This is a genomic window from Pseudomonas sp. RW10S2 (assembly GCF_014268985.1).
Lineage (GTDB): Bacteria > Pseudomonadota > Gammaproteobacteria > Pseudomonadales > Pseudomonadaceae > Aquipseudomonas > Aquipseudomonas wayambapalatensis.
On record NZ_JABWRO010000074.1, the window covers coordinates 1 to 26,760 of the forward strand.

General features: G+C 62.0%; 22 protein-coding genes and 4 tRNA genes. 22 read left to right on the plus strand and 4 right to left on the minus strand.

Annotated elements, in window-relative coordinates:
* Positions 1-36: 36 nt before the first annotated feature.
* Entirely contained in the window at positions 37-393 is a 357-nt protein-coding gene (locus tag HU729_RS16400) for a 4a-hydroxytetrahydrobiopterin dehydratase (RefSeq protein ID WP_186710977.1), read from the minus strand.
* Positions 394-432: 39 nt separating this feature from the next.
* Positions 433-1,218 carry a phenylalanine 4-monooxygenase gene (gene phhA, locus HU729_RS16405; protein WP_186710978.1) on the minus strand — a complete coding sequence of 262 codons (786 nt, stop codon included), beginning with the start codon at positions 1,216-1,218 and terminating at the stop codon, positions 433-435.
* Between the two features lie 255 nt (positions 1,219-1,473).
* On the opposite strand from phhA, the gene HU729_RS16410 reads away from it, so the two are divergent.
* Positions 1,474-3,033 (plus strand): sigma-54-dependent transcriptional regulator, encoded by a 1,560-nt coding sequence (locus HU729_RS16410; protein ID WP_186666494.1) that lies wholly within the window; start codon positions 1,474-1,476, stop codon positions 3,031-3,033.
* Between the two features lie 102 nt (positions 3,034-3,135).
* Here the strand turns inward: HU729_RS16410 and HU729_RS16415 are convergent, their stop codons facing one another.
* Positions 3,136-3,393: a DUF2790 domain-containing protein gene (locus HU729_RS16415; RefSeq protein ID WP_054891937.1), complete on the minus strand. Its 258-nt coding sequence runs from the start codon at positions 3,391-3,393 to the stop codon at positions 3,136-3,138.
* A 415-nt stretch (positions 3,394-3,808) separates the two neighbouring features.
* Between HU729_RS16415 and acs the strand changes: the two genes are divergently transcribed.
* From acs to astE, 13 genes are all read left to right on the plus strand, one after another.
* Positions 3,809-5,770, plus strand: coding sequence for an acetate--CoA ligase (acs, locus tag HU729_RS16420; protein WP_186666490.1), 1,962 nt, complete (start codon positions 3,809-3,811; stop codon positions 5,768-5,770).
* 502 nt (positions 5,771-6,272) lie between these two features.
* The gene (locus HU729_RS16425) at positions 6,273-7,058 is read left to right on the plus strand and encodes an ABC transporter substrate-binding protein (RefSeq protein WP_186710979.1); all 786 of its coding nucleotides are present in this window, start codon (positions 6,273-6,275) and stop codon (positions 7,056-7,058) included.
* A gap of 91 nt (positions 7,059-7,149) precedes the next feature.
* On the plus strand, positions 7,150-7,839 hold the full coding sequence (locus HU729_RS16430) for an ABC transporter permease (RefSeq protein WP_054891934.1): 690 nt from the start codon (positions 7,150-7,152) through the stop codon (positions 7,837-7,839).
* Positions 7,836-8,534, plus strand: coding sequence for an ABC transporter permease (locus HU729_RS16435; protein ID WP_186666486.1), 699 nt, complete (start codon positions 7,836-7,838; stop codon positions 8,532-8,534). Before HU729_RS16430 ends, HU729_RS16435 begins: the two co-directional genes overlap by 4 nt.
* Before the next feature lie 22 nt (positions 8,535-8,556).
* Positions 8,557-9,321 carry an ATP-binding cassette domain-containing protein gene (locus tag HU729_RS16440; RefSeq protein ID WP_186666484.1) on the plus strand — a complete coding sequence of 255 codons (765 nt, stop codon included), beginning with the start codon at positions 8,557-8,559 and terminating at the stop codon, positions 9,319-9,321.
* Between the two features lie 91 nt (positions 9,322-9,412).
* A complete protein-coding gene (gene argR, locus HU729_RS16445) occupies positions 9,413-10,393 on the plus strand; it encodes a transcriptional regulator ArgR (protein ID WP_186666482.1) in 981 nt (326 codons plus the stop codon).
* Positions 10,394-10,731: 338 nt separating this feature from the next.
* Complete coding sequence (locus HU729_RS16450; protein WP_186710980.1) at positions 10,732-11,952, plus strand: aspartate aminotransferase family protein; 1,221 nt, start codon at positions 10,732-10,734, stop codon at positions 11,950-11,952.
* 146 nt (positions 11,953-12,098) lie between these two features.
* Positions 12,099-13,118: an arginine/ornithine succinyltransferase subunit alpha gene (gene aruF, locus HU729_RS16455; protein ID WP_186666478.1), complete on the plus strand. Its 1,020-nt coding sequence runs from the start codon at positions 12,099-12,101 to the stop codon at positions 13,116-13,118.
* Between the two features lie 62 nt (positions 13,119-13,180).
* Positions 13,181-14,209: an arginine N-succinyltransferase gene (gene astA / locus HU729_RS16460; protein WP_186666477.1), complete on the plus strand. Its 1,029-nt coding sequence runs from the start codon at positions 13,181-13,183 to the stop codon at positions 14,207-14,209.
* Positions 14,206-15,672: a succinylglutamate-semialdehyde dehydrogenase gene (gene astD / locus HU729_RS16465; RefSeq protein WP_186710983.1), complete on the plus strand. Its 1,467-nt coding sequence runs from the start codon at positions 14,206-14,208 to the stop codon at positions 15,670-15,672. Before astA ends, astD begins: the two co-directional genes overlap by 4 nt.
* 22 nt (positions 15,673-15,694) lie before the next feature.
* On the plus strand, positions 15,695-17,044 hold the full coding sequence (gene astB, locus HU729_RS16470) for an N-succinylarginine dihydrolase (RefSeq protein ID WP_186666475.1): 1,350 nt from the start codon (positions 15,695-15,697) through the stop codon (positions 17,042-17,044).
* 14 nt (positions 17,045-17,058) lie between these two features.
* Positions 17,059-17,349: a topoisomerase II gene (locus HU729_RS16475; RefSeq protein ID WP_186666473.1), complete on the plus strand. Its 291-nt coding sequence runs from the start codon at positions 17,059-17,061 to the stop codon at positions 17,347-17,349.
* Positions 17,350-17,360: 11 nt separating this feature from the next.
* The gene (gene astE, locus HU729_RS16480) at positions 17,361-18,368 is read left to right on the plus strand and encodes a succinylglutamate desuccinylase (protein ID WP_186666472.1); all 1,008 of its coding nucleotides are present in this window, start codon (positions 17,361-17,363) and stop codon (positions 18,366-18,368) included.
* Positions 18,369-18,372: 4 nt separating this feature from the next.
* Here the strand turns inward: astE and HU729_RS16485 are convergent, their stop codons facing one another.
* A complete protein-coding gene (locus HU729_RS16485; RefSeq protein WP_186710981.1) occupies positions 18,373-19,566 on the minus strand; it encodes a M91 family zinc metallopeptidase in 1,194 nt (397 codons plus the stop codon).
* 357 nt (positions 19,567-19,923) lie between these two features.
* Between HU729_RS16485 and alaS the strand changes: the two genes are divergently transcribed.
* From alaS to mgtE, 8 genes are all read left to right on the plus strand, one after another.
* Positions 19,924-22,554: an alanine--tRNA ligase gene (gene alaS, locus HU729_RS16490; protein ID WP_186710982.1), complete on the plus strand. Its 2,631-nt coding sequence runs from the start codon at positions 19,924-19,926 to the stop codon at positions 22,552-22,554.
* A gap of 84 nt (positions 22,555-22,638) precedes the next feature.
* Positions 22,639-23,874, plus strand: a complete 1,236-nt coding sequence (locus HU729_RS16495; RefSeq protein WP_054891921.1) for an aspartate kinase — start codon at positions 22,639-22,641, stop codon at positions 23,872-23,874.
* 173 nt (positions 23,875-24,047) lie between these two features.
* Positions 24,048-24,236 carry a carbon storage regulator CsrA gene (gene csrA / locus HU729_RS16500; protein ID WP_043209419.1) on the plus strand — a complete coding sequence of 63 codons (189 nt, stop codon included), beginning with the start codon at positions 24,048-24,050 and terminating at the stop codon, positions 24,234-24,236.
* Positions 24,237-24,308: 72 nt separating this feature from the next.
* A tRNA-Ser gene (locus HU729_RS16505) sits at positions 24,309-24,399 on the plus strand.
* A gap of 107 nt (positions 24,400-24,506) precedes the next feature.
* Positions 24,507-24,583 (plus strand) — tRNA-Arg (locus HU729_RS16510).
* 72 nt (positions 24,584-24,655) lie between these two features.
* A tRNA-Arg gene (locus HU729_RS16515) sits at positions 24,656-24,732 on the plus strand.
* Between the two features lie 73 nt (positions 24,733-24,805).
* Positions 24,806-24,882 (plus strand) — tRNA-Arg (locus tag HU729_RS16520).
* A 364-nt stretch (positions 24,883-25,246) separates the two neighbouring features.
* A complete protein-coding gene (mgtE, locus tag HU729_RS16525) occupies positions 25,247-26,689 on the plus strand; it encodes a magnesium transporter (RefSeq protein WP_186666469.1) in 1,443 nt (480 codons plus the stop codon).
* Positions 26,690-26,760: the final 71 nt, after the last annotated feature.

Sequence of the window (26,760 nt, forward strand, 5' to 3'; positions counted from 1 at the left end):
GGGGGGGGGGGGGGGGGGGGGGGGATCTGCCGGGCGTTACTTGCGCCCTTCAGCCGTCTCGGCCACCTTGTCGGTGCGTGCGCACATGATGAAATCGTTGCGGTGCAGCCCCTTGATCGAGTGGCTCCACCAGGTCACGGTGACCTTGCCCCACTCGGTGAGCAGGCCAGGGTGATGGCCCTCGGCTTCGGCGATTTCGCCGACGGCGTTGGTGAACGCCAGGGCGTGCTTGAAGTTCTTGAACAGGAACACGCGCTCCAGTTCCATGTGACCGTCGCGCACTTCAACGCTCCAGTCCGGGATCTCGCGGATCAATTCGGCCAGCTCTTCGTCGCTGATCTTCGGGGCGTCGGCGCGGCAGGCTTCGCAGTGGGCTTGGTTCAAGGCATTCATGGAGGTTTTCCGCTTTCGAGTTGTTGTCGGTAAGGCGGCTCAGGCCGCCTTGGGTGGGAATTTCGGCGCGTGCAGACCCAGCTGCATGGCGTGCTGGACCATGCCCATGATGTCTTCGTGGGCCAGGTCGAACAGGCGTTTCATGTTCGGCAGGACAAAGTACACCGGCTGCAGGATATCGATCCGGTAGGGCGTACGCATGGCTTCGATCGGGTCGAACACCTGGTGCTCGGGCTCGCTGGACAGGCTGTAGACGGTCTCTTTCGGTGACGAGAGGATGCCGCCGCCATAGATCTTGCGGCCCTGGGCGGTTTCCATGAGGCCGAACTCGATGGTCATCCAGTACAGGCGCGCCAGGTACACCCGTTGTTCCTTGGTGGCCGCCAGGCCGAGCTTGCCATAAGTGTGGGTGAATTCGGCGAACCAGGGGTTGGTCAGCAGGGGGCAGTGGCCGAAGATCTCGTGGAAGATGTCCGGTTCCTGCAGGTAGTCCAGCTCCTCCGGGGTGCGGATGAAGGTGGCGACCGGGAAACGCTTGCTGGCCAGCAGTTCGAAGAAGGTCTGGAAGGGGATCAGCGCCGGCACGCGGGCGACCTGCCAGCCTGTGGTGGCGCCCAGTACCTTGTTGACTTCGCCCAGTTGCGGGATGCGGTCATGGGGCAGCTTGAGCTGGTCGATACCGTCCAGGTATTCCTGGCACGCGCGGCCCTCGATCACTTTCAGTTGGCGGGTGATCAGAGTGTTCCACACGGCGTGCTCTTGCTGCGGGTAGTCGATAAAACCCTGCGCATCGGGCTCGCGGGCCACGTATTGCGTCTGTTTCATGGAGCTCTCCTGGTGAGGGCTTTCTTGTTATGGGTGGGGCGTGCCCTAGGAATAGCCCTCCGGCGGCGGTTTTGCACTGGCCTACCTGACAGGGAAGAAGCAGGAGGTAGAGTGTTTCTGTAACGATAATTTTACAATTTTAGGGTTATCCCGGAAAATCAAGGGAATCACGCTGATAGCCAAGGTATTTCTGTCAGCTTATCTTTACGAATTTTCTGCGCACCGATGAAAAAGTCGGCTGCCTCGGGGCCTTCCATGCGTATCAAAGTCCATTGCCAGAACCGCATCGGCATCCTGCGCGACATCCTCAACCTGTTGGTGGAGTACGGCATCAACGTGTTGCGTGGCGAGGTCGGCGGCGACCATGGCAACGCCATCTACCTGCACTGCCCAAACCTGATCAACCTGCAGTTCCAGGCCTTGCGTCCGAAATTCGAGGCCATCGCCGGGGTGTTCGGGGTCAAGCGCGTCGGCCTGATGCCCAGCGAGAGGCGGCACATGGAGCTCAATGCGTTGCTCGGGGCGCTGGAGTTTCCGGTGTTGTCGGTCGACATGGGAGGCAGCATCGTCGCAGCCAACCGTGCTGCAGCCCATTTGCTCGGGGTGCGCGTCGATGAGGTGCCGGGGCTGCCGCTGGCGCGCTATGTCGAGGATTTCGACCTGCCGGAGCTGGTCCGGGCCAACAAATCGCGGATCAACGGATTGCGCATCAAGGTCAAGGGTGACGTGTTCCTGGCCGATATCGCGCCCTTGCAATCCGAACATGACGACAGCGAAGCCCTGGCCGGCGCGGTGCTGACCTTGCACCGCGCCGATCGCATCGGCGAGCGCATCTACAACGTGCGCAAGCAGGAGCTGCGTGGTTTCGACAGCATCTTCCAGAGTTCACGGGTGATGGCCTCGGTAGTGCGCGAGGCGCGGCGCATGGCGCCGCTGGATGCGCCGCTGCTGATCGAGGGGGAAACCGGCACCGGCAAGGAGTTGCTGGCCCGTGCCTGTCACCTGGCCAGCCCGCGTGGCCAGGCGCCGCTGATGGCACTCAACTGCGCAGGGTTGCCGGAGTCGATGGCCGAGACCGAGCTGTTCGGCTATGGCCCTGGTGCGTTCGAGGGGGCGCGGGCCGAGGGCAAGCTGGGGTTGCTGGAGTTGACCGCGGGCGGCACGCTGTTTCTGGACGGGGTGGGGGAGATGAGCCCGCGCTTGCAGGTGAAGTTGCTGCGCTTTCTGCAGGACGGCTGTTTTCGTCGGGTCGGCAGCGATGAGGAGGTCTATCTGGATGTGCGAGTGATCTGCGCCACCCAGGTCGATTTGTCGGAGCTGTGCGCGCGGGGCGAATTCCGCCAAGACCTCTATCACCGGCTCAACGTGCTGTCGTTGCACATTCCGCCACTGCGTGAGTGCATGGATGGGCTGGAGGGGCTGGCGCAGCACTTCCTCGACCAGGCCAGTCGGCAGATCGGCTGTGCGTTGCCACGTCTGGCGCCGGCGGCGATGGACAAGTTGAGTCAATATCACTGGCCGGGCAATGTCCGGCAACTGGAAAACGTATTGTTCCAGGCCGTGTCGTTATGCGAGGGCGGCGTGGTCAAGGGCGAACATATACGTTTGCCGGATTATGGTGCGCGACAACCCCTGGGTGAGTTTTCGCTGGAAGGGGAACTTGCGCAAATCGTCGGGCGCTTTGAAAAAGCGGTGTTGGAAAGTTTGATGGCGGAGTTTCCAACTAGTCGGGCACTGGGGAAAAGACTGGGTGTTTCCCATACCACGATTGCCAACAAGTTGCGGGAGTATTCGTTGGGCAAGTCGGTGGATTGAAGAAGGTCCGGGTAAAGAATATTTAATCAGCGGTGTTGTTTTCGCGGGCAAGCCCGCTCCCACAGAAGTATCGAGATCGGCCGAAGGGAGCGGGCCTTGACGTTAGCCGTTGGAGCAACCGTTGCCCATCACGCGGTATTCGAGAATGTGCTTCTGGCCCTTGGAGTCTTCGTAGGTCATGCGCGCCGGCACCACTTCACAGACATTCGGGACTTCGCTCATGGACAGCACCTTGGCAATGTCCAGGTGTTGCGAGTAACTGTACTGTTCAACCGGAATCTGCTCGGCGTTCGTTGCAACATCATCGGCCATTGCCGCGCTGCAAACACTGCCAAGTACCAATACCAGTAACGCTTTCATTTTCAATTTACCTGTCTAAGGTCGTGAGGGGGCACGCGGCACTTGTGGTGCCGCGAGTACATCCAGAGTCTTACTGTCGAATTAGAGCGGGATTAACGTGCCTTCGTGGGGGCTGTTACAAGAAGTTAATCGCCTTGCCGTTGCTGGCGAGGTGAATTCTAGGAGTGCGCCTTGAATTGAAAAAGACCCGGTTTTGATAAAGTTTTTCGGGCTTTTGACAGAATCGGTAACAATCATCGGTACGAACGTACCGGATTCTTCAGTGATGGCCTTATGCACCGCATGCTAGAGCGCCTCGATGAAATTTCGCCGTGGCGCATGCTGTTCGTTACTACCAACGTCGAATGGTCATGGCCGCTCTGGTACAGTTAAAACCGTCTCATACAAAAACAACTATTACACCGAGGTAACACAGATGAGTGCGGCTCCACTGTATCCCGTTCGTCCCGAGGTTGCGGCAAACACCCTGACCGACGAGGCCACCTACAAGGCCATGTACCAGCAGTCGGTGATCAACCCGGACGGCTTCTGGCGTGAGCAGGCCCAGCGCCTGGACTGGATCAAGCCCTTCACCAAGGTCAAGCAGACCTCGTTCGACGACCACCATGTCGATATCAAGTGGTTCGCCGACGGCACTCTGAACGTTTCCTACAACTGCCTGGACCGCCACCTCGCAGAGCGCGGCGACCAGCTGGCGATCATCTGGGAAGGCGATGACCCTTCCGAACACCGCAACATCACCTACCGCGAGTTGCACGAGCAGGTCTGCAAGTTCGCCAACGCCCTGCGTGGCCAGGACGTACACCGTGGTGATGTGGTCACCATCTACATGCCGATGATCCCGGAAGCCGTGGTGGCGATGCTGGCCTGTGCCCGTATTGGTGCTATCCACTCCGTGGTGTTTGGTGGTTTCTCTCCCGAAGCCCTGGCCGGGCGCATCATCGACTGCAAGTCCAAGGTCGTCATCACCGCCGACGAGGGGCTGCGTGGTGGCCGCCGCACGCCACTCAAGGCCAACGTTGACCTGGCGCTGACCAATCCGGAAACCAACAGCGTGCAGAAGATCATCGTGTGCAAGCGCACCGGTGGTGACATCGCCTGGCACCAGCACCGCGACATCTGGTACGAAGACCTGATGAAGGTCGCCTCCAGCCATTGCGCGCCCAAGGAGATGGGGGCCGAGGAAGCACTGTTCATCCTCTATACCTCCGGTTCCACCGGCAAGCCCAAGGGCGTGCTGCACACCACGGGTGGCTATCTGGTCTATGCCGCGCTCACCCACGAGCGCGTATTCGACTACCGCCAGGGCGAGGTCTACTGGTGCACCGCCGACGTGGGTTGGGTCACCGGTCACAGCTATATCGTCTATGGCCCGCTGGCCAATGGCGCGACCACACTGCTGTTCGAGGGTGTGCCAAATTACCCGGACATCACCCGCGTGTCGAAGATCGTCGACAAGCACAAGGTCAACATCCTCTACACCGCGCCGACTGCCATCCGCGCGATGATGGCCGAAGGTCAGGCGGCGGTCGCCGGTGCCGATGGCTCGAGCCTGCGCCTGCTGGGTTCGGTGGGCGAGCCGATCAACCCTGAAGCCTGGAACTGGTACTACAAGACCGTCGGCAAGGAGCGCTGCCCGATCGTCGACACCTGGTGGCAGACCGAGACCGGCGGCATCCTGATCAGCCCGCTGCCGGGCGCCACCGGCCTCAAGCCGGGCTCGGCGACCCGTCCGTTCTTCGGTGTGGTGCCGGCACTAGTGGACAACCTGGGCAACCTGATCGATGGCGCGGCCGAGGGCAACCTGGTGATCCTCGATTCCTGGCCGGGGCAGTCGCGTTCGCTGTATGGCGATCACGATCGCTTCGTCGACACCTACTTCAAGACCTTCCGTGGCATGTATTTCACCGGTGACGGTGCGCGTCGCGACGAAGATGGCTACTACTGGATCACTGGTCGGGTAGACGATGTGCTCAACGTTTCCGGCCACCGCATGGGGACTGCCGAGATCGAGAGCGCGATGGTCGCCCATTCGAAGGTTGCCGAAGCCGCGGTGGTGGGTGTGCCGCACGACATCAAGGGGCAGGGCATCTATGTCTACGTCACCCTCAATGCAGGCGAGGAGTCCAGCGAGCAATTGCGCCTCGAGCTGAAGAACTGGGTGCGCAAGGAAATCGGCCCGATCGCCTCGCCGGATGTCATCCAGTGGGCGCCGGGCTTGCCCAAGACCCGCTCGGGCAAGATCATGCGGCGTATCCTGCGCAAGATCGCCACGGGTGAGTACGATGCGCTGGGCGATATCTCCACCCTGGCCGACCCGGGTGTGGTGCAGCACCTGATCGACACGCACAAGGCCATGAGCCTGGCGACGGCGTGATGACTCTCGCGGGGTAAACCCACAGGCTCTGCTCAAGCAAACCCCGCCGTATACCGGCGGGGTTTTTGCATTCTGTTACCCGACATTCATCGGTAACCCGCTGCTGTCACCGTGATTGCACTGAAACGGGGCCAGAGGAAACATTTCTGTGCCTTCGGAGTGCGTTCTTGTAGCCATTTCTTGCAGCCTTGCACCCTGCACTTGCCGGATTACAAGGCTTTGCCAATAATAGGCCCGCTTATTGCTTCGTCTAAAGGTTGTTTTCCTTTTGCGCTTGCATGTTTCGCAAGAGCTGTCAATATCGCCGCCCGCAGCTTCAGGCGCTTCTGTACGTAGTTGTCGCTTTGAAGAAATATCGACTACCGGGCTGTCGTTAAAATGCCACTCACTCGCTCGTGGTCTGCGACCTTGGTCGAACCCTGCGCGGCTCGCGTTGTACTCATTCGCATATCCGGCAATCGTGTCCCTGCCGGGTATTGCCCCGTACCGATGGAGTTACCTGATGAAGAAGCTTGCACTGCTTGGCGCCCTGGCGCTGTCTGTGTTTTCCCTGGTCTCGCAGGCCGACGAGAAGCCGTTGAAGATCGGTATCGAAGCCGCCTACCCACCCTTCGCCTTCAAGCAGCCTGATGGCAGCATCGCTGGTTTCGACTACGACATCGGCAACGCCCTGTGCGAAGAGATGAAAGCCAAGTGCACCTGGGTCGAGCAGGAGTTCGATGGCCTGATCCCGGCGCTGAAAGTGCGCAAGATCGACGCCATCCTGTCGTCGATGTCGATCACCGATGATCGCAAGAAGTCCGTCGACTTCACCAAACGCTACTACCTCACCCCAGCGCGCCTGGTAATGAAGGAAGGTATCACCGTCAGCGACAGCCTCGACGAGCTCAAGGGCAAGAAGATCGGCGTGCAGCGCGGCTCTATCCACGACCGTTTCGCCAAGGAAGTGCTGGCACCCAAGGGCGCCACTGTCGTGCCTTACGGCACCCAGAACGAAATCTACCTGGATGTCGCCGCAGGTCGCCTCGATGGCACCGTGGCCGATGCTACCCTGCTCGAAGACGGCTTCCTGAAAACCGACGCCGGCAAGGGCTTTGCCTTCGTCGGTCCGTCCTTCACCGACGTGAAGTACTTCGGTGACGGCGTCGGCATTGCCGTGCGCAAGGGCGACAAGGCCAACGCCGATCGCATCAACGCTGCCATCGACGCCATCCGCGCCAATGGCAAGTACAAGCAGATCGAGGCCAAGTACTTCAACTTCGACATCTACGGCTCCGAGTCGAACTAAATCGTCGAGTTTCACCTGTGCAATGGTGCAAACAGCAGAATCTCTGAGGTTTGCACCATTTTTCATTCCCAAGTCCTGAGGAATCCCAATCATGTTGAAAGGCTACGGGGCAGTCATCCTCGAGGGGGCGTGGCTGACGTTGCAGCTCGCCCTGTCGTCGATGGCCCTGGCCATCGTTCTCGGCCTGATCGGCGTGGCCTTGCGGCTGTCGCCGGTGCGCTGGCTGGCCTGGCTGGGCGACCTGTACTCCACGGTGATCCGTGGCATTCCGGACCTGGTGCTAATCCTGCTGATCTTCTACGGCGGCCAGGACATCATCAACCGGGTCGCGCCACTGGTCGGCTACGATGACTACATCGACCTGAACCCGATGATCGCCGGCATCGGCACACTGGGCTTCATCTTTGGCGCGTATCTGTCGGAAACCTTCCGCGGCGCCTTCCTCGGCATTCCCAAGGGGCAGGCCGAAGCTGGTGCGGCCTATGGCATGAGCAGCCGGCAGGTATTCTTCCGCATCATGGTGCCGCAGATGATCCGCCTGGCCATTCCGGGCTTCACCAACAACTGGCTGGTGCTGACCAAGGCCACTGCGCTGATTTCCGTGGTCGGCCTGCAGGACATGATGTTCAAGGCCAAGCAGGCGGCGGATGCCACCCGCGAACCCTTCACCTTCTTCCTGGCGGTGGCGGCGCTGTACCTGGTGCTGACCAGCGTCTCGCTGCTGGCGTTGAAGTATCTCGAGAAGCGCTACTCGGTGGGCGTAAAGGCGGCTGAACTATGATCTTCGACTACAACGTCATCTGGGAGGCCATGCCGCTGTACATCGGCGGTTTGCTGACCACCCTCAAGCTGCTGGCGCTGTCGCTGTTCTTCGGCCTGCTGGCGGCCATCCCGCTGGGGTTGATGCGGGTGTCGAAGCAGCCGCTGGTGAACATGACCGCATGGCTCTACACCTACGTGATCCGCGGCACGCCGATGCTGGTGCAACTGTTCCTGATCTACTATGGCCTGGCCCAGTTCGAGGCGGTGCGCGAGAGCATCTTCTGGCCGTGGCTGTCGAGTGCGACCTTCTGCGCCTGCCTGGCGTTCGCCATCAACACCAGCGCCTACACCGCCGAAATCATTGCCGGCAGCCTCAAGGCCACGCCTCATGGCGAGATCGAGGCGGCCAAGGCCATGGGCATGTCGCGCTTCAAGATGTACCGCCGCATCCTGTTGCCTTCGGCCCTGCGCCGGGCGCTGCCGCAGTACAGCAACGAAGTGATCATGATGCTGCAGACCACCAGCCTGGCGTCGATCGTCACCCTGATCGACATCACCGGTGCTGCGCGCACGGTCAACGCCCAGTACTACCTGCCTTTCGAGGCCTACATCACGGCGGGCGTGTTCTACCTGTGCCTGACCTTCATCCTCGTGCGCCTGTTCAAGATGGCCGAACGTCGCTGGCTCAGCTACCTGGCGCCGCGCAAGCACTGACCGCTCTGTGAGAATCGACAGCATGTACAAACTCCAAGTCCAAGACCTGCACAAGCGCTACGGCAGCCACGAGGTGCTCAAGGGCGTCTCGCTCGAAGCCAAGGCAGGCGATGTGATCAGCATCATCGGCTCGAGCGGTTCGGGCAAATCCACCTTCCTGCGTTGCATCAACCTGCTCGAACAGCCGCATGCCGGCAAGATCCTTCTCAACAACGAGGAGCTCAAGCTGGTCGCCGGCAAGGACGGCGCGCTCAAGGCCGCCGACCCCAGGCAACTGCAGCGCATGCGCTCGCGCCTGTCGATGGTGTTCCAGCATTTCAACCTGTGGGCGCACATGACCGCACTCGAGAACATCATCGAGGCGCCGGTGCATGTGCTGGGCATGAGCAAGAAGGAGGCGCTGGAAAAGGCCGAGCACTACCTGGCCAAGGTGGGTGTGGCGCATCGCAAGGATGCTTTCCCCGGGCACATGTCCGGCGGTGAGCAGCAGCGCGTGGCGATCGCTCGCGCCCTGGCCATGGAGCCCGAGGTGATGCTGTTCGACGAGCCGACCTCGGCGCTTGATCCTGAACTGGTGGGCGATGTGCTCAAGGTCATGCAGTCGCTGGCCCAGGAAGGTCGCACCATGGTGGTGGTCACCCACGAGATGGGCTTTGCCCGCGAGGTGTCCAACCAGCTGGTGTTCCTGCACAAGGGGGTGGTCGAGGAGCGGGGCAATCCGCGTGAGGTGCTGGTCAATCCGCAATCCGAGCGTCTCAAGCAGTTTCTCTCCGGCAGCCTGAAGTAAAGGCTGCATTCCTGCACCAGAATAGGGCATGCTGCGCAGCGAGCGCGGCATGACCCGTGCCTCACTCGACTTCAGGTTTCGGACCTAGCCTATGACCACCCAGCGAATCGGATTTCTTATCTGGCCCGGCACCAAGCCGCTGACCCTGGCCCTGGCCGAGGAAGTGCTGCAGGTGGCCCAGCGGGTGCATCCTGATGTGGTCTACGAGCTGGCGTACCTGCAGGCCGAGCCAGCCGAGGAGGGCGCCTGGCGCTTGCCGGGCGAGCCCTGGAACGGGCGCCTGGAGGGCTTCCAGAAGCTCCTGCTGCTTGCTGACGAGCCGCCGCTGGCGGTGGGTTCGGCGCTGTCGGCGGCGCTCAAGCACCTGGCCCGCAGTGGCTGCATGATCGGTGGGTTGTCGGCGGGCGTGTACCCGCTGGCCTTGCTGGGCCTGCTCGATGGTTACCGGGCCGCGGTGCACTGGCGCTGGCAGGACGACTTTGCGGAGCGTTTCCCCAAGGTCATCGCCACCAGTCATCTGTTCGACTGGGATCGCGATCGTCTGACCGCCTGTGGCGGCATGGCGGTGACAGACCTGCTGCTGGCGGTGCTGGCCCGTGACCATGGCGCGGAGCTGGCCGGGGCGGTGTCCGAGGAGCTGGTGGTCGAGCGCATTCGCGAAGGTGGTGAGCGTCAACGTATCCCGTTGCAGAATCGCCTGGGCTCCAGCCACCCCAAGCTGACCCAGGCCGTGCTGCTGATGGAGGCCAACATCGAGGAGCCGCTGACCACCGACGAGATCGCCCAGCATGTCTGTGTCTCGCGCCGGCAGTTGGAGCGGATCTTCAAGCAGTACCTCAATCGCGTGCCCAGCCAGTACTATCTGGAGCTGCGCCTGAACAAGGCGCGGCAGATGCTGATGCAGACCAGCAAGTCGATCATCCAGATCGGCTTGTCGTGCGGGTTCTCCTCCGGGCCGCATTTCTCCAGCGCTTACCGCAACTTCTTCGGCGCCACGCCGCGGGAAGACCGCAACCAGCGGCGCAGCAGCAGCCCGTTCGAGTTGAGTTCGGCGCCGGCCGAGCGCGGGTGAGGTCGGGGCGAGTCCGCTCCCATAGCTGCCCCGCTGATTCTGAGTTCGGCGGGGTAGCTGTGGGAGCGGGCTGATCCCGCGATAGGGCCGCCGCGGGCGCCTCCCTCTCCTGTGAACACCCGTTCTCTCAATTTCCCCGCCCCTCTCCCCGCCACCCCGCCCGCCCGTTACACTGCGCGATTGCGACACTGTTTGTCGCATTGCCGAAAACCCAGGTAAAACAGGGGTTGGCGCTGTAACAAGTTGTCGCCTGGCAGCAAGGACAGGCGCCGATCAGTCCTTACAATCCCCCCATCGCTCGCCACTTTCAGGCCAGCGTTCCTCTTCAGGAGACTCAGATGTCCGTTGAGCAAGCCCCGGTGCAACGTGCCGATTTCGACCAGGTCATGGTTCCCAACTACTCCCCGGCGGCCTTCATTCCTGTTCGAGGCGAGGGCTCCCGCGTCTGGGACCAGTCGGGCCGCGAGCTCATCGACTTCGCCGGCGGCATCGCGGTGAACGCCCTGGGTCATTGCCACCCGGCGCTGGTCAAGGCACTGACCGAACAGGCCAACACCCTGTGGCATGTGTCCAACGTCTTCACCAACGAGCCGGCCCTGCGCCTGGCCCACAAGCTGGTCGACGCCACCTTTGCCGATCGTGCCTTCTTCTGCAACTCCGGCGCCGAAGCCAACGAGGCCGCCTTCAAGCTCGCCCGGCGCGTCGCCCATGACCGCTTCGGCCCGGAAAAGCACGAAATCATCGCCACCGTGAACAGCTTCCACGGTCGCACCCTGTTCACCGTCAGCGTCGGCGGCCAGCCCAAGTACTCCGACGGTTTCGGGCCGAAGATCACCGGCATCAGCCATGTCCCGTACAACGACCTGGAAGCGCTGAAGGCACAGATCTCCGACAAGACCTGCGCCGTGGTGATCGAGCCGATCCAGGGCGAGAGCGGCGTGGTTCCGGCCGACAAGGCCTACCTGGAAGGCGCGCGCAAACTGTGCGACGAGCACAACGCCCTGCTGATCTTCGATGAAGTGCAGACCGGCGTCGGCCGTACCGGTTCGCTGTACGCCTACCAGCACTACGGCGTGACCCCGGATATCCTGACCAGCGCCAAGAGCCTGGGCGGCGGCTTCCCGATCGGTGCCATGCTGACCACCACCGAGCTGGCCAAGCACCTGGCCGTTGGCACCCACGGCACCACCTATGGCGGCAACCCGCTGGGCTGCGCCGTCGCCTGTGCGGTGCTGGACGTGATCAACACCCCTGAGACGCTGGCAGGCATCAAGACCAAGCACGCGCGTTTTAAGACCCGCCTGGAAAAGATCGGCCAGGACACCGGTCTGTTCACCCAGGTGCGTGGCGTCGGCCTGCTGATCGGCTGTGTGCTGAGCGAGGCCTGGAAGGGCAAAGCCAAGGACATCCTCAATGCCGCCGAGAAAGAAGGCGTGATGGTGCTGCAGGCCGGTCCTGACGTCGTGCGCTTCGCGCCGAGCCTGGTGGTCGAGGACGCTGACATCGACGAGGGCCTGGACCGCTTCGAGCGCGCTGTGGCCAAGCTGACCCAGGGCTGATCGCCCTGCGGTCCCATCGCCGGGGCGGCTCGTACTGCGCCGGCGATACCTGAATTCCAGTGCAGGTGCCTGCTTGTGCAAGCAAGGGTGTGCCCGCCGTTCTTCCGTGCCGACCGGGTCGGCCCGTATTCCAAAGGAGTGACACCATGCTGGTGATGCGCCCCGCGCAAATGGCGGATCTGAATGAAGTGCAGCGCATGGCTGCCGACAGCCCCATTGGTGTCACCTCGCTGCCCGATGACGCGGGCCGCCTGGGCGACAAGATCGCCGCCTCGGAAACCTCCTTCGCCGCCGAGGTGAGCTTCAACGGTGAAGAGAGCTATTTCTTCGTGCTTGAAGACAGCACCTCCGGCAAGCTCGCCGGCTGCTCGGCCATCGTCGCCTCGGCCGGCTATTCCGAGCCGTTCTACAGCTTTCGCAACGAAACCTTCGTGCACGCCTCGCGCGAGCTGAAGATCCACAACAAGATCCATGTCCTGTCGCTGTGCCACGACCTGACCGGCAACAGCCTGCTGACCAGCTTCTACGTATTGCCCGAACTGGTGAACAGCGGCTGGGCCGAGCTCAATTCGCGCGGTCGCCTGCTGTTCATGGCCTCGCATCCCGAGCGTTTTGCCGACTCGGTGGTGACCGAGATCGTCGGCTACAGCGACGATCAGGGCGAGTCGCCGTTCTGGGACGCCATCGGGCGCAACTTCTTCGACCTCAACTACGCCGACGCCGAGCGCCTGTGCGGGCTGAAGAGCCGGACCTTCCTCGCCGAGCTGATGCCGCACTACCCGATCTATGTGCCCCTGCTGCACGACGAAGCCCAGGAAGCCATGGGCCAGGTGCACCCGCGCGCGCAGATCACCTTCGACATCCTGATGCGCGAGGGCTTCGAGACCGAGCACTACATCGACATCTTCGACGGTGGTCCGACCCTGCATGCGCGCACCTCGGCGATCCGCTCGATTGCCCAGAGCCGCGTGGCGCCGGTCAGGCTTGACGATACGCCAGTCAAAGGCGGCCGCCCCTACCTGGTGTGCAACGGCCAGTTGCAGGACTACCGCGCCGTGCTGCTGGAGCTGGACTGGGTGCCGGGCAAGCCGGTGGCACTGAGCAATGAAGCTGCCGACGCCCTGGGCGTCGGTGAAGGTGGCAGCGTCCGTCTGGTTGCCGCCTGAGCCTGCGCGAAGCTGGCAAGCGCGATTCGCGGCAGGCAGAGGCCGCCGCACAAGGAGATAGCATGATCGTTCGTCCTGTACGCAGCAGCGATTTACCTGCGCTGATCGAATTGGCCCGCAGCACCGGTACCACCGGGCTGACCACGCTTCCTGCCAACGAGGAGCGACTGGCCCGCCGTGTCGGCTGGGCCGAGAAGAGCTTCAGTGGCGAAGCCGAGCGCGGCGACACCGACTACCTGTTCGTGCTGGAGAACGACGAAGGCCTGGTGGTCGGCATCAGCGCCATCGCCGGCGCCGTCGGTTTGCGCGAGCCTTGGTACAACTATCGGGTCGGTCTGACGGTCAGCGCTTCGCAGGAGCTGAACATCTACCGCGAGATCCCGACCCTGTTCCTGGCCAACGACCTGACCGGCAACTCCGAGCTGTGCTCGCTGTTCCTGCGCAGTGACTACCGCAGCGGGCGCAATGGGCACCTGCTGTCGAAGTCGCGCATGCTGTTCATCGCTGAATTCCCTGACCTGTTCGGCAAGAAGATCATCGCCGAGATGCGTGGCATGTCCGACGCTGCCGGTCGTTCGCCGTTCTGGGAAAGCCTGGGCCGTCACTTCTTCAAGATGGAATTCAGCCAGGCCGACTACCTCACCGGCGTGGGCAACAAATCGTTCATTGCCGAGCTGATGCCCAAGTTCCCGCTGTACACCTGCTTCCTGTCGGAGGCTGCGCGCAGTGTCATCGGGCGTGTGCACACCGACACCGAGCCTGCGCTGGCGATGCTCAAGCGCGAGGGCTTCAACTATCAAGGCTACGTCGACATCTTCGATGCCGGCCCGGCGATCGAATGCGAGACCGCGAAGATCCGCGCCGTGCGCGAGAGTGAGACCCTGGTACTGGCGGTCGGTACGCCGGGTGACGACGCCACCCCTTACATCATTCACAACCGCAAGCGCGAAGACTGCCGCATCACCGCAGCGCCCGCGCGCCTGGCGGCCGGGACATTGGTCGTCGATCCGCAGACTGCCAAGCGCCTGCGCCTGGGCGTTGGCGATAACGTTCGCGCCGTGCCGCTGACTGCACCTCGGGAGGCCCAATAATGACCACGCATTACATCGCCGGAAACTGGCAGGCCGGCCAGGGTGACGCCCTGCAATCGCTTGACCCGGTCAGCCAGGCCGTGGTCTGGCAAGGGCAGGGCGCGGCGCCTGCTCAGGTCGACGCTGCTGTGCAGGCGGCGCGCAAGGCCTTCCCGGCCTGGGCGCAACTGAGCCTGGAGGCGCGCATCTCCGTACTAGAAGGCTTTGCCGACCAGCTCAAGGCCAACGCCGAGGAACTGGCCCGCTGCATCGGTGAGGAAACCGGCAAGCCCTTGTGGGAGTCGGCCACCGAAGTCACCAGCATGGTCAACAAAGTGGCGATCTCGGTGCAGAGCTACCGCGAACGCACCGGTGAGAAGAGCGGCCCGCTGGCGGACGCGACCGCCGTGCTGCGCCACAAGCCGCATGGTGTGGTGGCAGTGTTCGGCCCATACAACTTCCCCGGCCACCTGCCTAACGGTCATATCGTGCCGGCATTGCTGGCGGGCAACTGCGTGGTGTTCAAGCCCAGCGAACTGACCCCCAAGGTCGCCGAGCTGACGGTCAAGTGCTGGATCGCTGCCGGGCTGCCGAGCGGTGTGCTCAACCTGGTGCAGGGCGCGCGCGAAACCGGCGTGGCGCTGGCGGCCAACCCGGGTATCGATGGGCTGTTCTTCACCGGTTCCAGCCGCACCGGCAACCTGCTGCACCAGCAGTTCGCCGGTCGCCCGGACAAGATCCTGGCGCTGGAAATGGGCGGCAACAATCCGCTGGTGGTCGATGAGGTCAAAGACCTGGACGCCGCGGTCTACACCATCATCCAGTCAGCGTTCATTTCGGCCGGGCAGCGATGCACCTGTGCCCGCCGCCTGCTGGTGCCGCACGGCGCCTGGGGTGACAAGCTGCTTGCGCGCCTGGTCGAGGTCAGTCGCAGCATCAGTGTCGGCGCCTTCGATCAGCAACCAGCGCCGTTCATGGGTTCGGTGATTTCGCTGCAGGCTGCCGCTGCCTTGCTGGCGGCGCAATCCGAACTGCAGGCCAAGGGCGCGCAGGCGCTGCTGGAAATGACCCAGCCAAAGGCCGGTGCGGCCTTGTTGACGCCAGGCATCCTCGATGTGACGGCAGTTGCCGACCGGCCCGACGAAGAGTTCTTCGGCCCGCTGCTGCAGGTGATTCGCTACAGCGACTTCGACGCCGCGATCGATGAGGCCAACAACACCCAGTACGGCCTGGCAGCCGGGCTGCTGTCCGACTCGCGCGCCCGTTACCAGTACTTCTGGCTGCGCAGCCGCGCCGGTATCGTCAACTGGAACAAGCAACTCACCGGCGCCGCCAGCAGCGCACCGTTCGGTGGCGTGGGGGCCAGCGGCAACCATCGGGCCAGTGCCTATTACGCGGCGGACTACTGCGCCTATCCTGTGGCTTCGCTGGAGACCGCCAGCCTTGCCCTGCCGGCGACCCTGACGCCGGGCGTCACCCTATAACAACAGGTCTCGGAGCTAGCCGATGAAATCCTATGAAGTGAATTTTGATGGCCTGGTGGGGCCAACCCACAACTACGGCGGCCTCTCGTACGGCAACGTGGCCTCGCAGAGCAATAGCCAGCAGTGCTCCAATCCGCGAGAAGCGGCGCGCCAGGGCCTGGCGAAAATGAAGGCTCTGATGGAGATGGGCTTCAAGCAAGGCGTGCTGGCCCCGCAGGAACGACCGGATGTGGCTGCCCTGCGCCGCCTGGGCTTCACCGGCAGCGACGGCGAAGTGATCCGTCGCGCCGCCAAGGAGGCCATGCCACTGCTGGTCGCCAGTTGCTCGGCCTCGAGCATGTGGGTGGCCAACGCCGCCACCGTCAGCCCCAGCGCCGACACGGCAGACGGCCGGGTGCATTTCACTGCAGCCAACCTCAACTGCAAGTACCACCGCAGCATCGAACACCCGACCACCAGTCGTGTGCTGGCGGCGATGTTCGCTGACGAGCAGCATTTCGCCCATCATGAGGCGCTGCCGGCGGTGGCCCAGTTCGGCGACGAGGGTGCGGCCAACCATACGCGTTTCTGCCGTGCGTACGGCGAGTCGGGCGTGGAGTTCTTCGTCTATGGCCGCAGCGCCTTCGATGCGCGCTACCCGGCGCCACAGAAGTATCCGGCGCGCCAGACCCTCGAGGCCTCCCAGGCTGTGGCCCGGTTGCATGGCCTGGGCGAGCAGGGCGTGGTCTACGCTCAACAGAATCCGGCGGTGATCGACCAGGGTGTGTTCCATAACGACGTGATTTCGGTAGGCAACGGCGAGGTGCTGTTCTACCACGAGGACGCCTTCCTCGAGACCGACACGGTGCTTGGCCAGCTGCAAGCTAAACTGGCTGCAAAGGGCGGCAACTTCCAGGCCATCCGCGTGCCGCGTTCGGCCGTGACGGTGGAAGACGCAGTGCGTTCGTACCTGTTCAACAGCCAGTTGCTGTCGCGCGACGACGGCTCCATGCTGCTGGTGGTGCCCGAAGAGTGCCGCAACAACGAGCGGGTGTGGAGTTACCTGAACCAGCTGACCGGCCAGCAGGGCGTGGTGAAGGAGGTCAAGGTGTTCGACCTCAAGCAGAGCATGCAGAACGGCGGTGGCCCTGCCTGCCTGCGCTTGCGCGTGGCCCTGAAGGAAACGGAACTGGCGGCGGTCAACCAAGGCGTTATCATGACCGCCCCGCTGTACGACACCTTGGTGCAGTGGGTCGACAAGCACTACCGCGACCGCCTGGGCGAAGCTGACCTTGCCGACCCGCAGTTGCTGGACGAATGCCGTACGGCACTGGATGAGTTGACCCAGATCCTGAAGTTGGGTTCGGTCTATCCGTTCCAACGCCAACCTTGATAGAGAGAATTGCAATGTCCGACGCCCTGCGCCTGATCCTGGAAGATGAAGACGGCACCCAGCTGGAAACCTCCTGCACCCGCTTTGCGGTGGTCTGGCAAGGCAAGGAGGTCTGGATTCAGCAGGATGGCCGCGGTCAACTGCTGATCGGTGTCGATGTCGAGGAAGGCGATACCGAGTACGCCAACCTGCTGCTGCGCCCGATGGCCACCAACCTGGTCAGCCTGCAACTGGAGATGGAGCCTGCCGAGGTCGGTGAAGACGACGATCACGTGCACGGTCCGGACTGCGGTCACCACCACTAAGGAAATACCCTATGCTCGCCCTCGGCAAACTGCTTGAGCTGACCCTGACCGATCACGAACCGGCCGAGAAGACCCAAGTGACCCCCAAGGGCGTGCGTTTGCGCTGGTTGGGGGAGGGCGCGCTGGAAGTGCGTCCGGCCGAGAGCGAGGATTGTGGGCTCGACCTGTTGTTGTCGGCCGGCATCCATGGCAACGAGACCGCGCCGATCGAGTTGCTCGAGCGGCTACTGCATGGTGTGGCCAACGGCAAGATCAAGCCGCGTGCCCGGGTGTTGTTCCTGTTCGGCAATCCAGCGGCGATACGCAAGGGCGAGCGCTTCATCGAGCAGGACATCAATCGCCTGTTCAACGGTCGGCATGAGCTTTCCAGTGGTTTCGAGGCGCTGCGCGCCGCGGAACTCGAGCAGTTTGCCCGGGTGTTTTTCAGCAAGCCCGAGCGCACTCGCCTGCATTACGACCTGCACACGGCCATTCGTGGTTCGAAGATCGAGCAGTTCGCCCTGTACCCGTTCAAGGAAGGGCGCAAGCACTCACGGCGCGAGCTGGCGCGCCTGGCGGCCGCCGGCATGGAAGCTGTGCTGCTGCAGAGCAAGTCGTCGATCACCTTCAGCGCCTTTACCTATGAGCAGCTCGACGCCGAAGCCTTCACCCTGGAGTTGGGCAAGGCCCGTCCGTTCGGGCAGAACGAGCAGGTCAACCTCGACAAGCTCGAGACGCGCCTGGTGCAGTTGATCGAGCATACCGAACCTGAGACCGAGCAGAGCCTCGATGGCCTGAAGCTCTTCAGTGTCGCCCGGGAAATCATCAAGCACAGCGACAGCTTCCACCTGCACCTGCCGGCGGATATCGAGAACTTTTCCGAGCTGAGCAAGGGCTATCTGCTGGCCGAGGACCTGGCCGAAACACGTTGGATCGTGGAAGAGGAGGGGGCACGTATCATTTTCCCCAACCCAAAGGTCAGGAACGGTTTGCGGGCAGGGATCCTGATCGTGCCGGATTCCGGGCAGCGCCTGGGATAGGTGTTCAGGGGTAGGTCAGTCTCGGTGGTAGGCCCAGTTCGTGTCGCAAGGCATTTTCGTTGAACGGCGCAGGATTGGTGTCGGTGTCAGGGGTCCTTGGGTCGTCGTCGAAATCGAACAAGGAACCTGGGTTTTCTAGTCCGACAGCCAAGCGTTCGATGTTGTCGTTTACGCTTCCGGTCGCGAAGTTCCAGACGTGACAGAGCTCATGGTAGAGCATCACCAGCGAGGGTGCATCGAGCCTGGAGGCTAGCGGGTTGTAGCCGACTTCGCAGTTCAGGATGCGGTCGCCTCGTGCGCCGTTTCGGATTGTCGGGTCCCCTTGGGCAGGATCAAATCGAGCATAAGCATTGTCCATCGCTGATGTCGGCGTAATGACGACTTTCACCTTGTGCGCCACCAACTGTTCCAGAAGCACCGAGGCACTCGGGCTGGCCCGTAGCATCACCAGTTGGCGCCTGACTTTGTCGGTGTACGCGGGATCACCCTGGATATCGAAGGTTTCGAGGTATTCCGCTGGTAGCTCTGCAGCGTATGCCTCGTAGAGCAGTGGTGCGTTGAAACCCTCCTCGACGAGAATGCTGGTGGCGTTGCCGTAGAGTCGATCGTCCAGTGGCCCTGTTGACAGGCGATTATGTCCGGCGAAGGCCTCGATGGTCGCATTGCCCGCGTTGACCCTGATGACATCGTCGCCAGCGCCAGCATAAAGCGTGCTGTGGGCGGCGGCGCTGTGCAGGGCGTCGTTGCCCTTGCCGCCATCGATTTCCGCTTGCCGGACCCCCTCTACCACGATGTGGTCATCGCCTGCCCCGGCATCAATGAGCACCGAGCCGGCATTCAGGGGCTGGCCGTCAGGAGGCAATTGGCCCTCGATCCGGATGCTGTCGTTGCCATCGCCGGTCTCTATCACGATGCGGCTGTCGAGGGTGGATTCGACAAATACGTTGTCGTCACCGGCGCCGGTGCGGATATGCAGCATCTCTGTTTTTGCCAGTGCCAGCGTATAGCGGGCGCCTTCGATGCGCAGCACGATGCCTTCGGGGCTTGGATGAACCGACAGTTCGGTGTCTGGGGCCAGTGCTTCGATCAGCAGCGTGTGGTCATGGCGACTGATCGCCAGTGGGCCGCTTCTGTATGGCAGTCGTTGTGTCAGCACAAGGCCGGAAGGGGTGTGGATCTTCAGGTCTTCGGGCGCCATGGGCGTCTCCTTTCATGGGGGAGATTGCATTCTGGCGTTGGTTCGGTGGTTCCAGTGGTACTCATGTACCGCCTTAATAATCAGCATGAGAAGGCGGATGAAGGGGATTTAATTTACCGCCTATTCCCTTTTCCCTTCCTCTGGGCGGTAATTGGCTTGTCAGTGACGAAAGCCGCGATTTAGCATCCGCTCATGTCGTTTTTGCCCGTTCGCAACGGAAAAACTGTCCGATTGCCGGTTTCCATCGCATAAACACACTGCACCTCGATTGCAGGACCGATATAATGCGGCCCTTTGCCGTCGTTTCGTCGATCCGACGCGTTAGCCCAAACGGCCGCCGTTTCCGTGGAAGAACCTATGAAAAGCGCAGAAATCCGTGAAGCCTTCCTTCGCTTCTTCGAAGAGCAGGGACATACCCGAGTCGCCTCCAGTTCGCTGATCCCGAACAACGACCCAACCCTGCTGTTCACCAACGCAGGCATGAACCAGTTCAAGGACTGCTTCCTGGGTGCCGAAAAGCGTGCCTACACCCGCGCTGTCAGCAGCCAGAAGTGCGTGCGCGCCGGTGGCAAGCACAACGACCTGGAAAACGTCGGCTACACCGCGCGTCACCACACCTTTTTCGAAATGCTGGGCAACTTCAGCTTCGGTGACTACTTCAAGCGCGACGCGATCACCTTCGCCTGGACCTTCCTGACCTCCGACAAGTGGCTGAACCTGCCCAAGGAAAAGCTCTGGGTCACCGTCTACGCCACCGACGACGAAGCCTACGACATCTGGACCAAGGAAGTCGGCGTGCCGGCCGAGCGCATGGTGCGCATCGGTGACAACAAGGGTGCTCCTTACGCTTCCGACAACTTCTGGACCATGGGCGATACCGGTCCTTGCGGTCCGTGCACCGAGATCTTCTACGACCACGGCGCCGACATCTGGGGTGGCCCGCCCGGCTCGCCGGAAGAAGACGGCGACCGCTACATCGAGATCTGGAACAACGTCTTCATGCAGTTCAATCGCACTGCCGACGGCGTCCTGCACCCGCTGCCCGCCCCGTCGGTGGACACCGGCATGGGCCTTGAGCGCATCAGTGCGGTCATGCAGCACGTGCACTCGAACTACGAGATCGATCTGTTCCAGAGCCTGCTCGACGCCGCGGCCCAGGCCATCGGTTGCCGCAACGAAGAGCAGTCGTCGCTGAAAGTGGTCGCCGACCACATCCGTTCCTGCGGCTTCCTGATCGCCGACGGCGTACTGCCGTCCAATGAAGGCCGTGGCTATGTGCTGCGCCGCATCATTCGCCGCGCCTGCCGCCACGGCAACAAACTTGGTGCCAAGGGCAGCTTCTTCCACAAGGTCGTGGCTGCACTGGTCAACGAGATGGGTGAAGCCTTCCCCGAGCTCAAGAACCAGCAGGCGCACATCGAGCGCGTACTCAAGACCGAGGAAGAACAGTTCGCCAAGACCCTCGAGCAGGGCCTGCGCATCCTCGAGCAGGACCTGTCGCAGCTGCAGGGCAAGGTCGTGCCGGGCGACGTGGTGTTCAAGCTGTACGACACCTACGGCTTCCCCATGGACCTGACTGCCGACATCGCCCGCGAGCGTGAGCTGACCATCGACGAAGCCGGCTTCGAGCGCGAGATGGACGCCCAGCGCGAGCGCGCCCGCTCGGCCAGCGCCTTCGGCATGGACTACAACAGCCTGGTCAAGGTCGATACCGCCACCGATTTCCTCGGGTACAGCACCACCGAAGGCCAGGGCAAGATCATCGCCCTGTACAAGGATGGCCAGTCGGTCGATCAGCTGGGCGAAGGCGAGGAGGGCGTGGTCGTCCTGGATCGCACGCCGTTCTATGCCGAATCTGGCGGTCAGGTCGGTGACAGCGGCTACCTGCAGGTGCAGGCTGGGGCTGCGCGCTTCGACGTGCGCGACACCACCAAGACCGGCGGTGCCTTCCTGCACCACGGCGTGGTCGCCAGCGGCGCGCTGCTGATTGGTGCCCCTGTCGAGGCTCGCGTGGATGCCGACGTGCAGCACGCCACCTCGCTGAACCACTCCGCCACCCACCTGCTGCACGCTGCACTGCGTGAAGTGCTGGGCGAGCACGTCCAGCAGAAGGGCTCGCTGGTCGACAGCCAACGCCTGCGTTTCGACTTCAGCCACTTCGAGGCGGTGACGCCTGCGCAGATCAAGGCCCTGGAAGACATCGTCAACCGCGAAGTGCGCAAGAACTCCGCGGTCGAAACCATCGAGACCGATATCGAGACCGCCAAGCGCAAGGGCGCCATGGCGCTGTTCGGTGAGAAATACGGCGACACCGTGCGTGTGCTGAGCATGGGCGGCGACTTCTCGGTCGAGCTGTGCGGGGGTATTCATGCCAAGCGCACCGGCGATATCAGCCTGTTCAAGATTATCAGTGAAGGTGGCGTAGCCTCCGGTGTGCGTCGTATCGAGGCGATCACCGGTGCTTCGGCGCTGGCCTACCTGAACGCTGCCGAGGAGCAGGTCAAGGAAGCTGCGCAACTGGTCAAGGGTAACCGCGACAACCTGATCGACAAGCTGTCGGCTGTGCTCGAGCGCAACCGTCAGCTGGAGAAGCAGCTCGAACAGCTGCAGGCCAAGGCCGCCAGCGCCGCAGGGGACGATCTCTCCAGTGCGGCCGTTGAGGTCAAGGGTGCCAAGGTGCTTGCCGCTCGCCTGGATGGGCAGGATGGCAAGGCGCTGCTGGCGCTCGTCGATCAGTTGAAGAACAAGCTCGGCCATGCAGTGATCCTGCTGGGCAGCGAGCATGAGGGCAAGGTCGTGCTGGTGGCCGGCGTGACCAAGGACCTCTCCAGCCAACTCAAGGCTGGTGACCTGATGAAACAGGCCGCTGCGGCGGTTGGCGGCAAGGGCGGTGGTCGTCCGGACATGGCCCAGGGTGGCGGCGTCGACGTCGCTGCACTGGATCAGGCCCTGGCACTGGCCGTGCCGTTCGCCGAGCAGGGGCTTTGAGATGACGCGCCCCGTAGTCTTGTTGCGGGGCGCGTCAGGAAGGATTGTTTACTGGGTGCCCTTCGTGGGCTGAGGCACTTTGAAATGGCGTTGATCGTACAGAAATTTGGCGGCACCTCCGTCGGCTCCATCGAGCGGATCGAGCAGGTGGCCGACAAGGTCAAGAAACACCGCGAGGCGGGCGATGACCTGGTGGTTGTGCTGTCGGCCATGAGCGGGGAAACCAACCGCCTGATCGACCTGGCCAAGCAGGTCTCCGATCAGCTGGTTCCGCGTGAACTGGACGTGATCGTGTCGACCGGCGAGCAGGTGACCATCGCGCTGCTGGCCATGGCGCTGATCAAGCGTGGCGTGCCGGCGGTGTCCTACACCGGCAACCAGGTGCGCATCCTGACCGACAGCGCGCACAACAAGGCGCGCATCCTGCAGATCGATGACCAGAAGATCCGCGCCGACCTCAAGGCTGGCACCGTGGTCGTGGTCGCAGGTTTCCAGGGTGTCGACGAGCACGGCAACATCACCACCCTCGGGCGTGGTGGCTCCGACACTACCGGTGTTGCCCTGGCGGCAGCGCTGGGTGCCGACGAGTGCCAGATCTACACCGACGTCGACGGCGTCTATACCACCGATCCACGCGTGGTGCCGCAGGCCCGTCGCCTGGAGAAGATCACCTTTGAAGAGATGCTGGAAATGGCCAGCCTCGGTTCCAAGGTGCTGCAGATCCGTTCGGTGGAGTTCGCCGGCAAGTACAACGTTCCGCTGCGCGTGCTGCACAGCTTCAAGGAGGGTCCGGGTACCCTCATTACCATCGATGAAGAGGAATCCATGGAACAGCCGATCATTTCCGGTATCGCCTTCAACCGTGATGAGGCCAAGCTGACCATTCGCGGCGTGCCGGACACCCCGGGCGTTGCTTTCAAGATCCTCGGCCCGATCAGCGCCGCGAACATCGAAGTGGACATGATCGTGCAGAACGTCTCGCACGATAACACCACCGACTTCACCTTCACCGTGCACCGCAACGAGTACGAGAAGGCTCTGAGCGTGCTGGAGAACACCGCGCGCGAAATCGGTGCCCGTGAAGTGATCGGCGATACCAAGATCGCCAAGGTGTCGATCGTCGGCGTCGGCATGCGCTCCCATGCGGGCGTGGCCAGCCGTATGTTCGAGGCCCTGGCCAAGGAGAGCATCAACATCCAGATGATCTCCACCTCCGAGATCAAGGTGTCGGTGGTGATCGAAGAGAAGTACCTGGAGCTGGCCGTACGCGCGCTGCATACCGCGTTCGAGCTCGATGCGCCTGCTCGACAGAGCGAGTGACGCATTGCCCTGGGGGGCGCGGCTCTGGCCGCGCCCTTCGCGTTTCTGGCGGTCATGCAGGTTACTGTCCTTTCCTGCCTGACCGCCGATAAAGAGGGCTGGGCCTTCGTCCCGAGCTGCCCTCTGTTTCCAACAGACTGTTGTCCCTGAATGAACTGCGTGAGGAGAAAGCTATGTTGATTCTGACTCGTCGGTGCGCCGAGAGCCTGATCATTGGTGATGGTGAGATCACCGTGACGGTCCTGGGTGTCAAAGGCAACCAGGTACGAATCGGTGTGAGTGCCCCTAAGGAAGTGGCTGTTCACCGCGAGGAAATCTACCTGCGGATCAAGAAAGAGAAGGACGAAGAACCAACCCTTTAATTTTTTTGAAGTTTTTTTCAAAAAAGGGTTTGCAAACGGGGAAGGGTCTGGTTAATATACGCCCCGTGTTGCGGTGAGGTGGCCGAGTGGCCGAAGGCGCTCCCCTGCTAAGGGAGTATACCTCATAAGGGTATCGGGGGTTCGAATCCCCCCTTCACCGCCATTCTTCGTGTAGGGCGCTGTAATCGGTCAAAACGCTTAAGTCGTTGAAATTAAACGAAAAAGTACTTGGCAAAACGATTTGGCGAACTATAATGCGCGGCAAGACACGGACTCATAGCTCAGCTGGATAGAGTACTCGGCTACGAACCGAGCGGTCGGAGGTTCGAATCCTCCTGAGTCCGCCATACAATGAGGCGGTTTTCTTTGGAAGACGCATCATTTCACCAGTGGTAATCTGGTCTAAAACTACCATCGACGGACTCATAGCTCAGCTGGATAGAGTACTCGGCTACGAACCGAGCGGTCGGAGGTTCGAATCCTCCTGAGTCCGCCACTTTCTGAAGTGGTTTTGCTTGTCAAGGCAGCTTCAAAAACCAGTGGTAATCTGGTCTAAAACTACCAACCACGGACTCATAGCTCAGCTGGATAGAGTACTCGGCTACGAACCGAGCGGTCGGAGGTTCGAATCCTCCTGAGTCCGCCACACCAAAAAGCCCGCTCCTGTAGCGGGCTTTTTCTTTTCTGCCGTTTCACGGATTTGTCAATGCCACACGGCTAGACTCCGTATGAACACCACTGCACATCGATGTGCTTTTTCGCTGCTGCCTGCCGTCGCACTGTTGGCTTCGAGCGTTGTCACAGCTTTATCGCGCAAACGATTGTTCCGGCCAAAAATTTAAGCGATCTGACAGCTTGAGCAGTGTATGATTGCGCCCGTCAGCCCCGCCGGGGCTTGTGGAATACCACCATGGACTTACCCAGTAGTTACCCCTTAATACGCGTTATCAAGCCAGATCTGACCGATTGATTCTCCCGGCGTGCTCCGCTGCTGGGAGTGGAGTTCGCCTATGACCGAAGTCGAAGTAAAGAAAGTCCAAGAGAGCCTGCAGGATCGCCTCGCCCAGGTGATCGAACTGCTGCAGCGCCAGCGCGTCGTTGAAGACCTGACTCATCGTCAGGAAGGTCAGCACAACGACCTGGTGGAAAACCTCGTCCACCGCCAGAACCTGGTCGAGCTGCAGCGCAAGCTCGATGATCTGCACCCCGCCGACATCGCCTACATCCTCGAAGCCTTGCCCCTGGAAGATCGCCTGACGGTCTGGCAACTGGTGCGCTCGGATCGCGACGGCGACATCCTCCTCGAAGTCTCCGACGCCGTGCGTCAGACGTTGATCGCCGACATGGACGATCACGAGCTGCTGGCTGCGGCCAAGGAAATGGACGCGGACGAACTGGCTGACCTGGCGCCTGAGCTGCCGCGTGACGTCGTCCACGAGCTGATGGAAAGCCTCGATGCCCAGCAGCGCGAACGCGTGCGTTCTGCCCTGAGCTACGACGAGGAGCAGGTCGGTGCACTGATGGACTTCGAGATGGTCACCATCCGCGAAGACGTCAGCCTGGAAGTGGTACTGCGTTACCTGCGTCGGCTCAAGGAGCTGCCGGGGCACACCGACAAGCTGTTCGTGGTCGATTACGACGGCATTCTGAAGGGTGTGCTGCCGATCAAGCGTCTGCTGGTCAACGACCCGGACAAGAAGGTGGCGGAGGTCATGGCGACCGACCCTGTCAGCTTCAAGCCCGAGGAAGATGCCTACGATGCTGCCCAGGCTTTCGAGCGTTACGACTTGGTTTCCGCACCAGTGGTCGACAAGAGCGATCGTCTCATTGGTCGTCTGACCATTGACGAGATGGTCGACCTGATTCGTGAGGAGAGCGAGAGCGAAGTGCTCAACATGGCCGGTCTGCGCGAAGAAGAAGATATCTTCGCCTCGGTCTGGCGCTCGCTGCGCAACCGTTGGGCTTGGCTGGCGATCAACCTGATCACCGCCTTCGTCGCCTCGCGGGTGATCGGCCTGTTCGAAGGTTCGATCGAGAAGCTGGTGGCGTTGGCGGCATTGATGCCCATCGTGGCCGGTATTGGTGGCAACTCGGGTAACCAGACCATCACCATGATCGTGCGCGCCATGGCGTTGGACCAGGTCTCGCCAGGCAATACGCGTCGCCTGATGCGTAAGGAGCTGGCGGTATCCTTGCTCAATGGCTTGATCTGGGGTGGGGTGATCGGGATGGTCGCGTTCCTGCTCTACGGCAGCTGGTCGTTGGGTGTTGTGATGACCGCAGCCATGACCTTGAACCTGCTGTTGGCGGCGTTGATGGGGGTGTTGATCCCCATGACCCTGGCACGCCTCGGGCGCGACCCTGCGATGGGGTCGAGCGTGATGATTACCGCCGTAACCGACAGCGGCGGCTTCTTCATCTTCCTCGGCCTGGCGACACTGTTCCTGCTCTGATGGGCAGTGTGCAGCGCCAGGAAGGGCTGATTTGGCTCAAACGAAAAAAGCCAGCTTGCGCTGGCTTTTTT

Coding starts and splice junctions, on each gene's coding strand:
- alaS (WP_186710982.1), top strand. CDS start 19,924: ATGAAAAGCGCAGAAATCCGTGAAGCCTTCCTTCGCTTCTTCGAAGAG.
- acs (WP_186666490.1), top strand. CDS start 3,809: ATGAGTGCGGCTCCACTGTATCCCGTTCGTCCCGAGGTTGCGGCAAAC.
- HU729_RS16415 (WP_054891937.1), bottom strand. CDS start 3,393: ATGAAAGCGTTACTGGTATTGGTACTTGGCAGTGTTTGCAGCGCGGCA.
- HU729_RS16495 (WP_054891921.1), top strand. CDS start 22,639: ATGGCGTTGATCGTACAGAAATTTGGCGGCACCTCCGTCGGCTCCATC.
- csrA (WP_043209419.1), top strand. CDS start 24,048: ATGTTGATTCTGACTCGTCGGTGCGCCGAGAGCCTGATCATTGGTGAT.
- HU729_RS16430 (WP_054891934.1), top strand. CDS start 7,150: ATGTTGAAAGGCTACGGGGCAGTCATCCTCGAGGGGGCGTGGCTGACG.
- HU729_RS16410 (WP_186666494.1), top strand. CDS start 1,474: ATGCGTATCAAAGTCCATTGCCAGAACCGCATCGGCATCCTGCGCGAC.
- astA (WP_186666477.1), top strand. CDS start 13,181: ATGATCGTTCGTCCTGTACGCAGCAGCGATTTACCTGCGCTGATCGAA.
- phhA (WP_186710978.1), bottom strand. CDS start 1,218: ATGAAACAGACGCAATACGTGGCCCGCGAGCCCGATGCGCAGGGTTTT.
- HU729_RS16440 (WP_186666484.1), top strand. CDS start 8,557: ATGTACAAACTCCAAGTCCAAGACCTGCACAAGCGCTACGGCAGCCAC.
- HU729_RS16475 (WP_186666473.1), top strand. CDS start 17,059: ATGTCCGACGCCCTGCGCCTGATCCTGGAAGATGAAGACGGCACCCAG.
- HU729_RS16435 (WP_186666486.1), top strand. CDS start 7,836: ATGATCTTCGACTACAACGTCATCTGGGAGGCCATGCCGCTGTACATC.
- astB (WP_186666475.1), top strand. CDS start 15,695: ATGAAATCCTATGAAGTGAATTTTGATGGCCTGGTGGGGCCAACCCAC.
- aruF (WP_186666478.1), top strand. CDS start 12,099: ATGCTGGTGATGCGCCCCGCGCAAATGGCGGATCTGAATGAAGTGCAG.
- mgtE (WP_186666469.1), top strand. CDS start 25,247: ATGACCGAAGTCGAAGTAAAGAAAGTCCAAGAGAGCCTGCAGGATCGC.
- HU729_RS16425 (WP_186710979.1), top strand. CDS start 6,273: ATGAAGAAGCTTGCACTGCTTGGCGCCCTGGCGCTGTCTGTGTTTTCC.
- astE (WP_186666472.1), top strand. CDS start 17,361: ATGCTCGCCCTCGGCAAACTGCTTGAGCTGACCCTGACCGATCACGAA.
- HU729_RS16400 (WP_186710977.1), bottom strand. CDS start 393: ATGAATGCCTTGAACCAAGCCCACTGCGAAGCCTGCCGCGCCGACGCC.
- HU729_RS16485 (WP_186710981.1), bottom strand. CDS start 19,566: ATGGCGCCCGAAGACCTGAAGATCCACACCCCTTCCGGCCTTGTGCTG.
- argR (WP_186666482.1), top strand. CDS start 9,413: ATGACCACCCAGCGAATCGGATTTCTTATCTGGCCCGGCACCAAGCCG.
- HU729_RS16450 (WP_186710980.1), top strand. CDS start 10,732: ATGTCCGTTGAGCAAGCCCCGGTGCAACGTGCCGATTTCGACCAGGTC.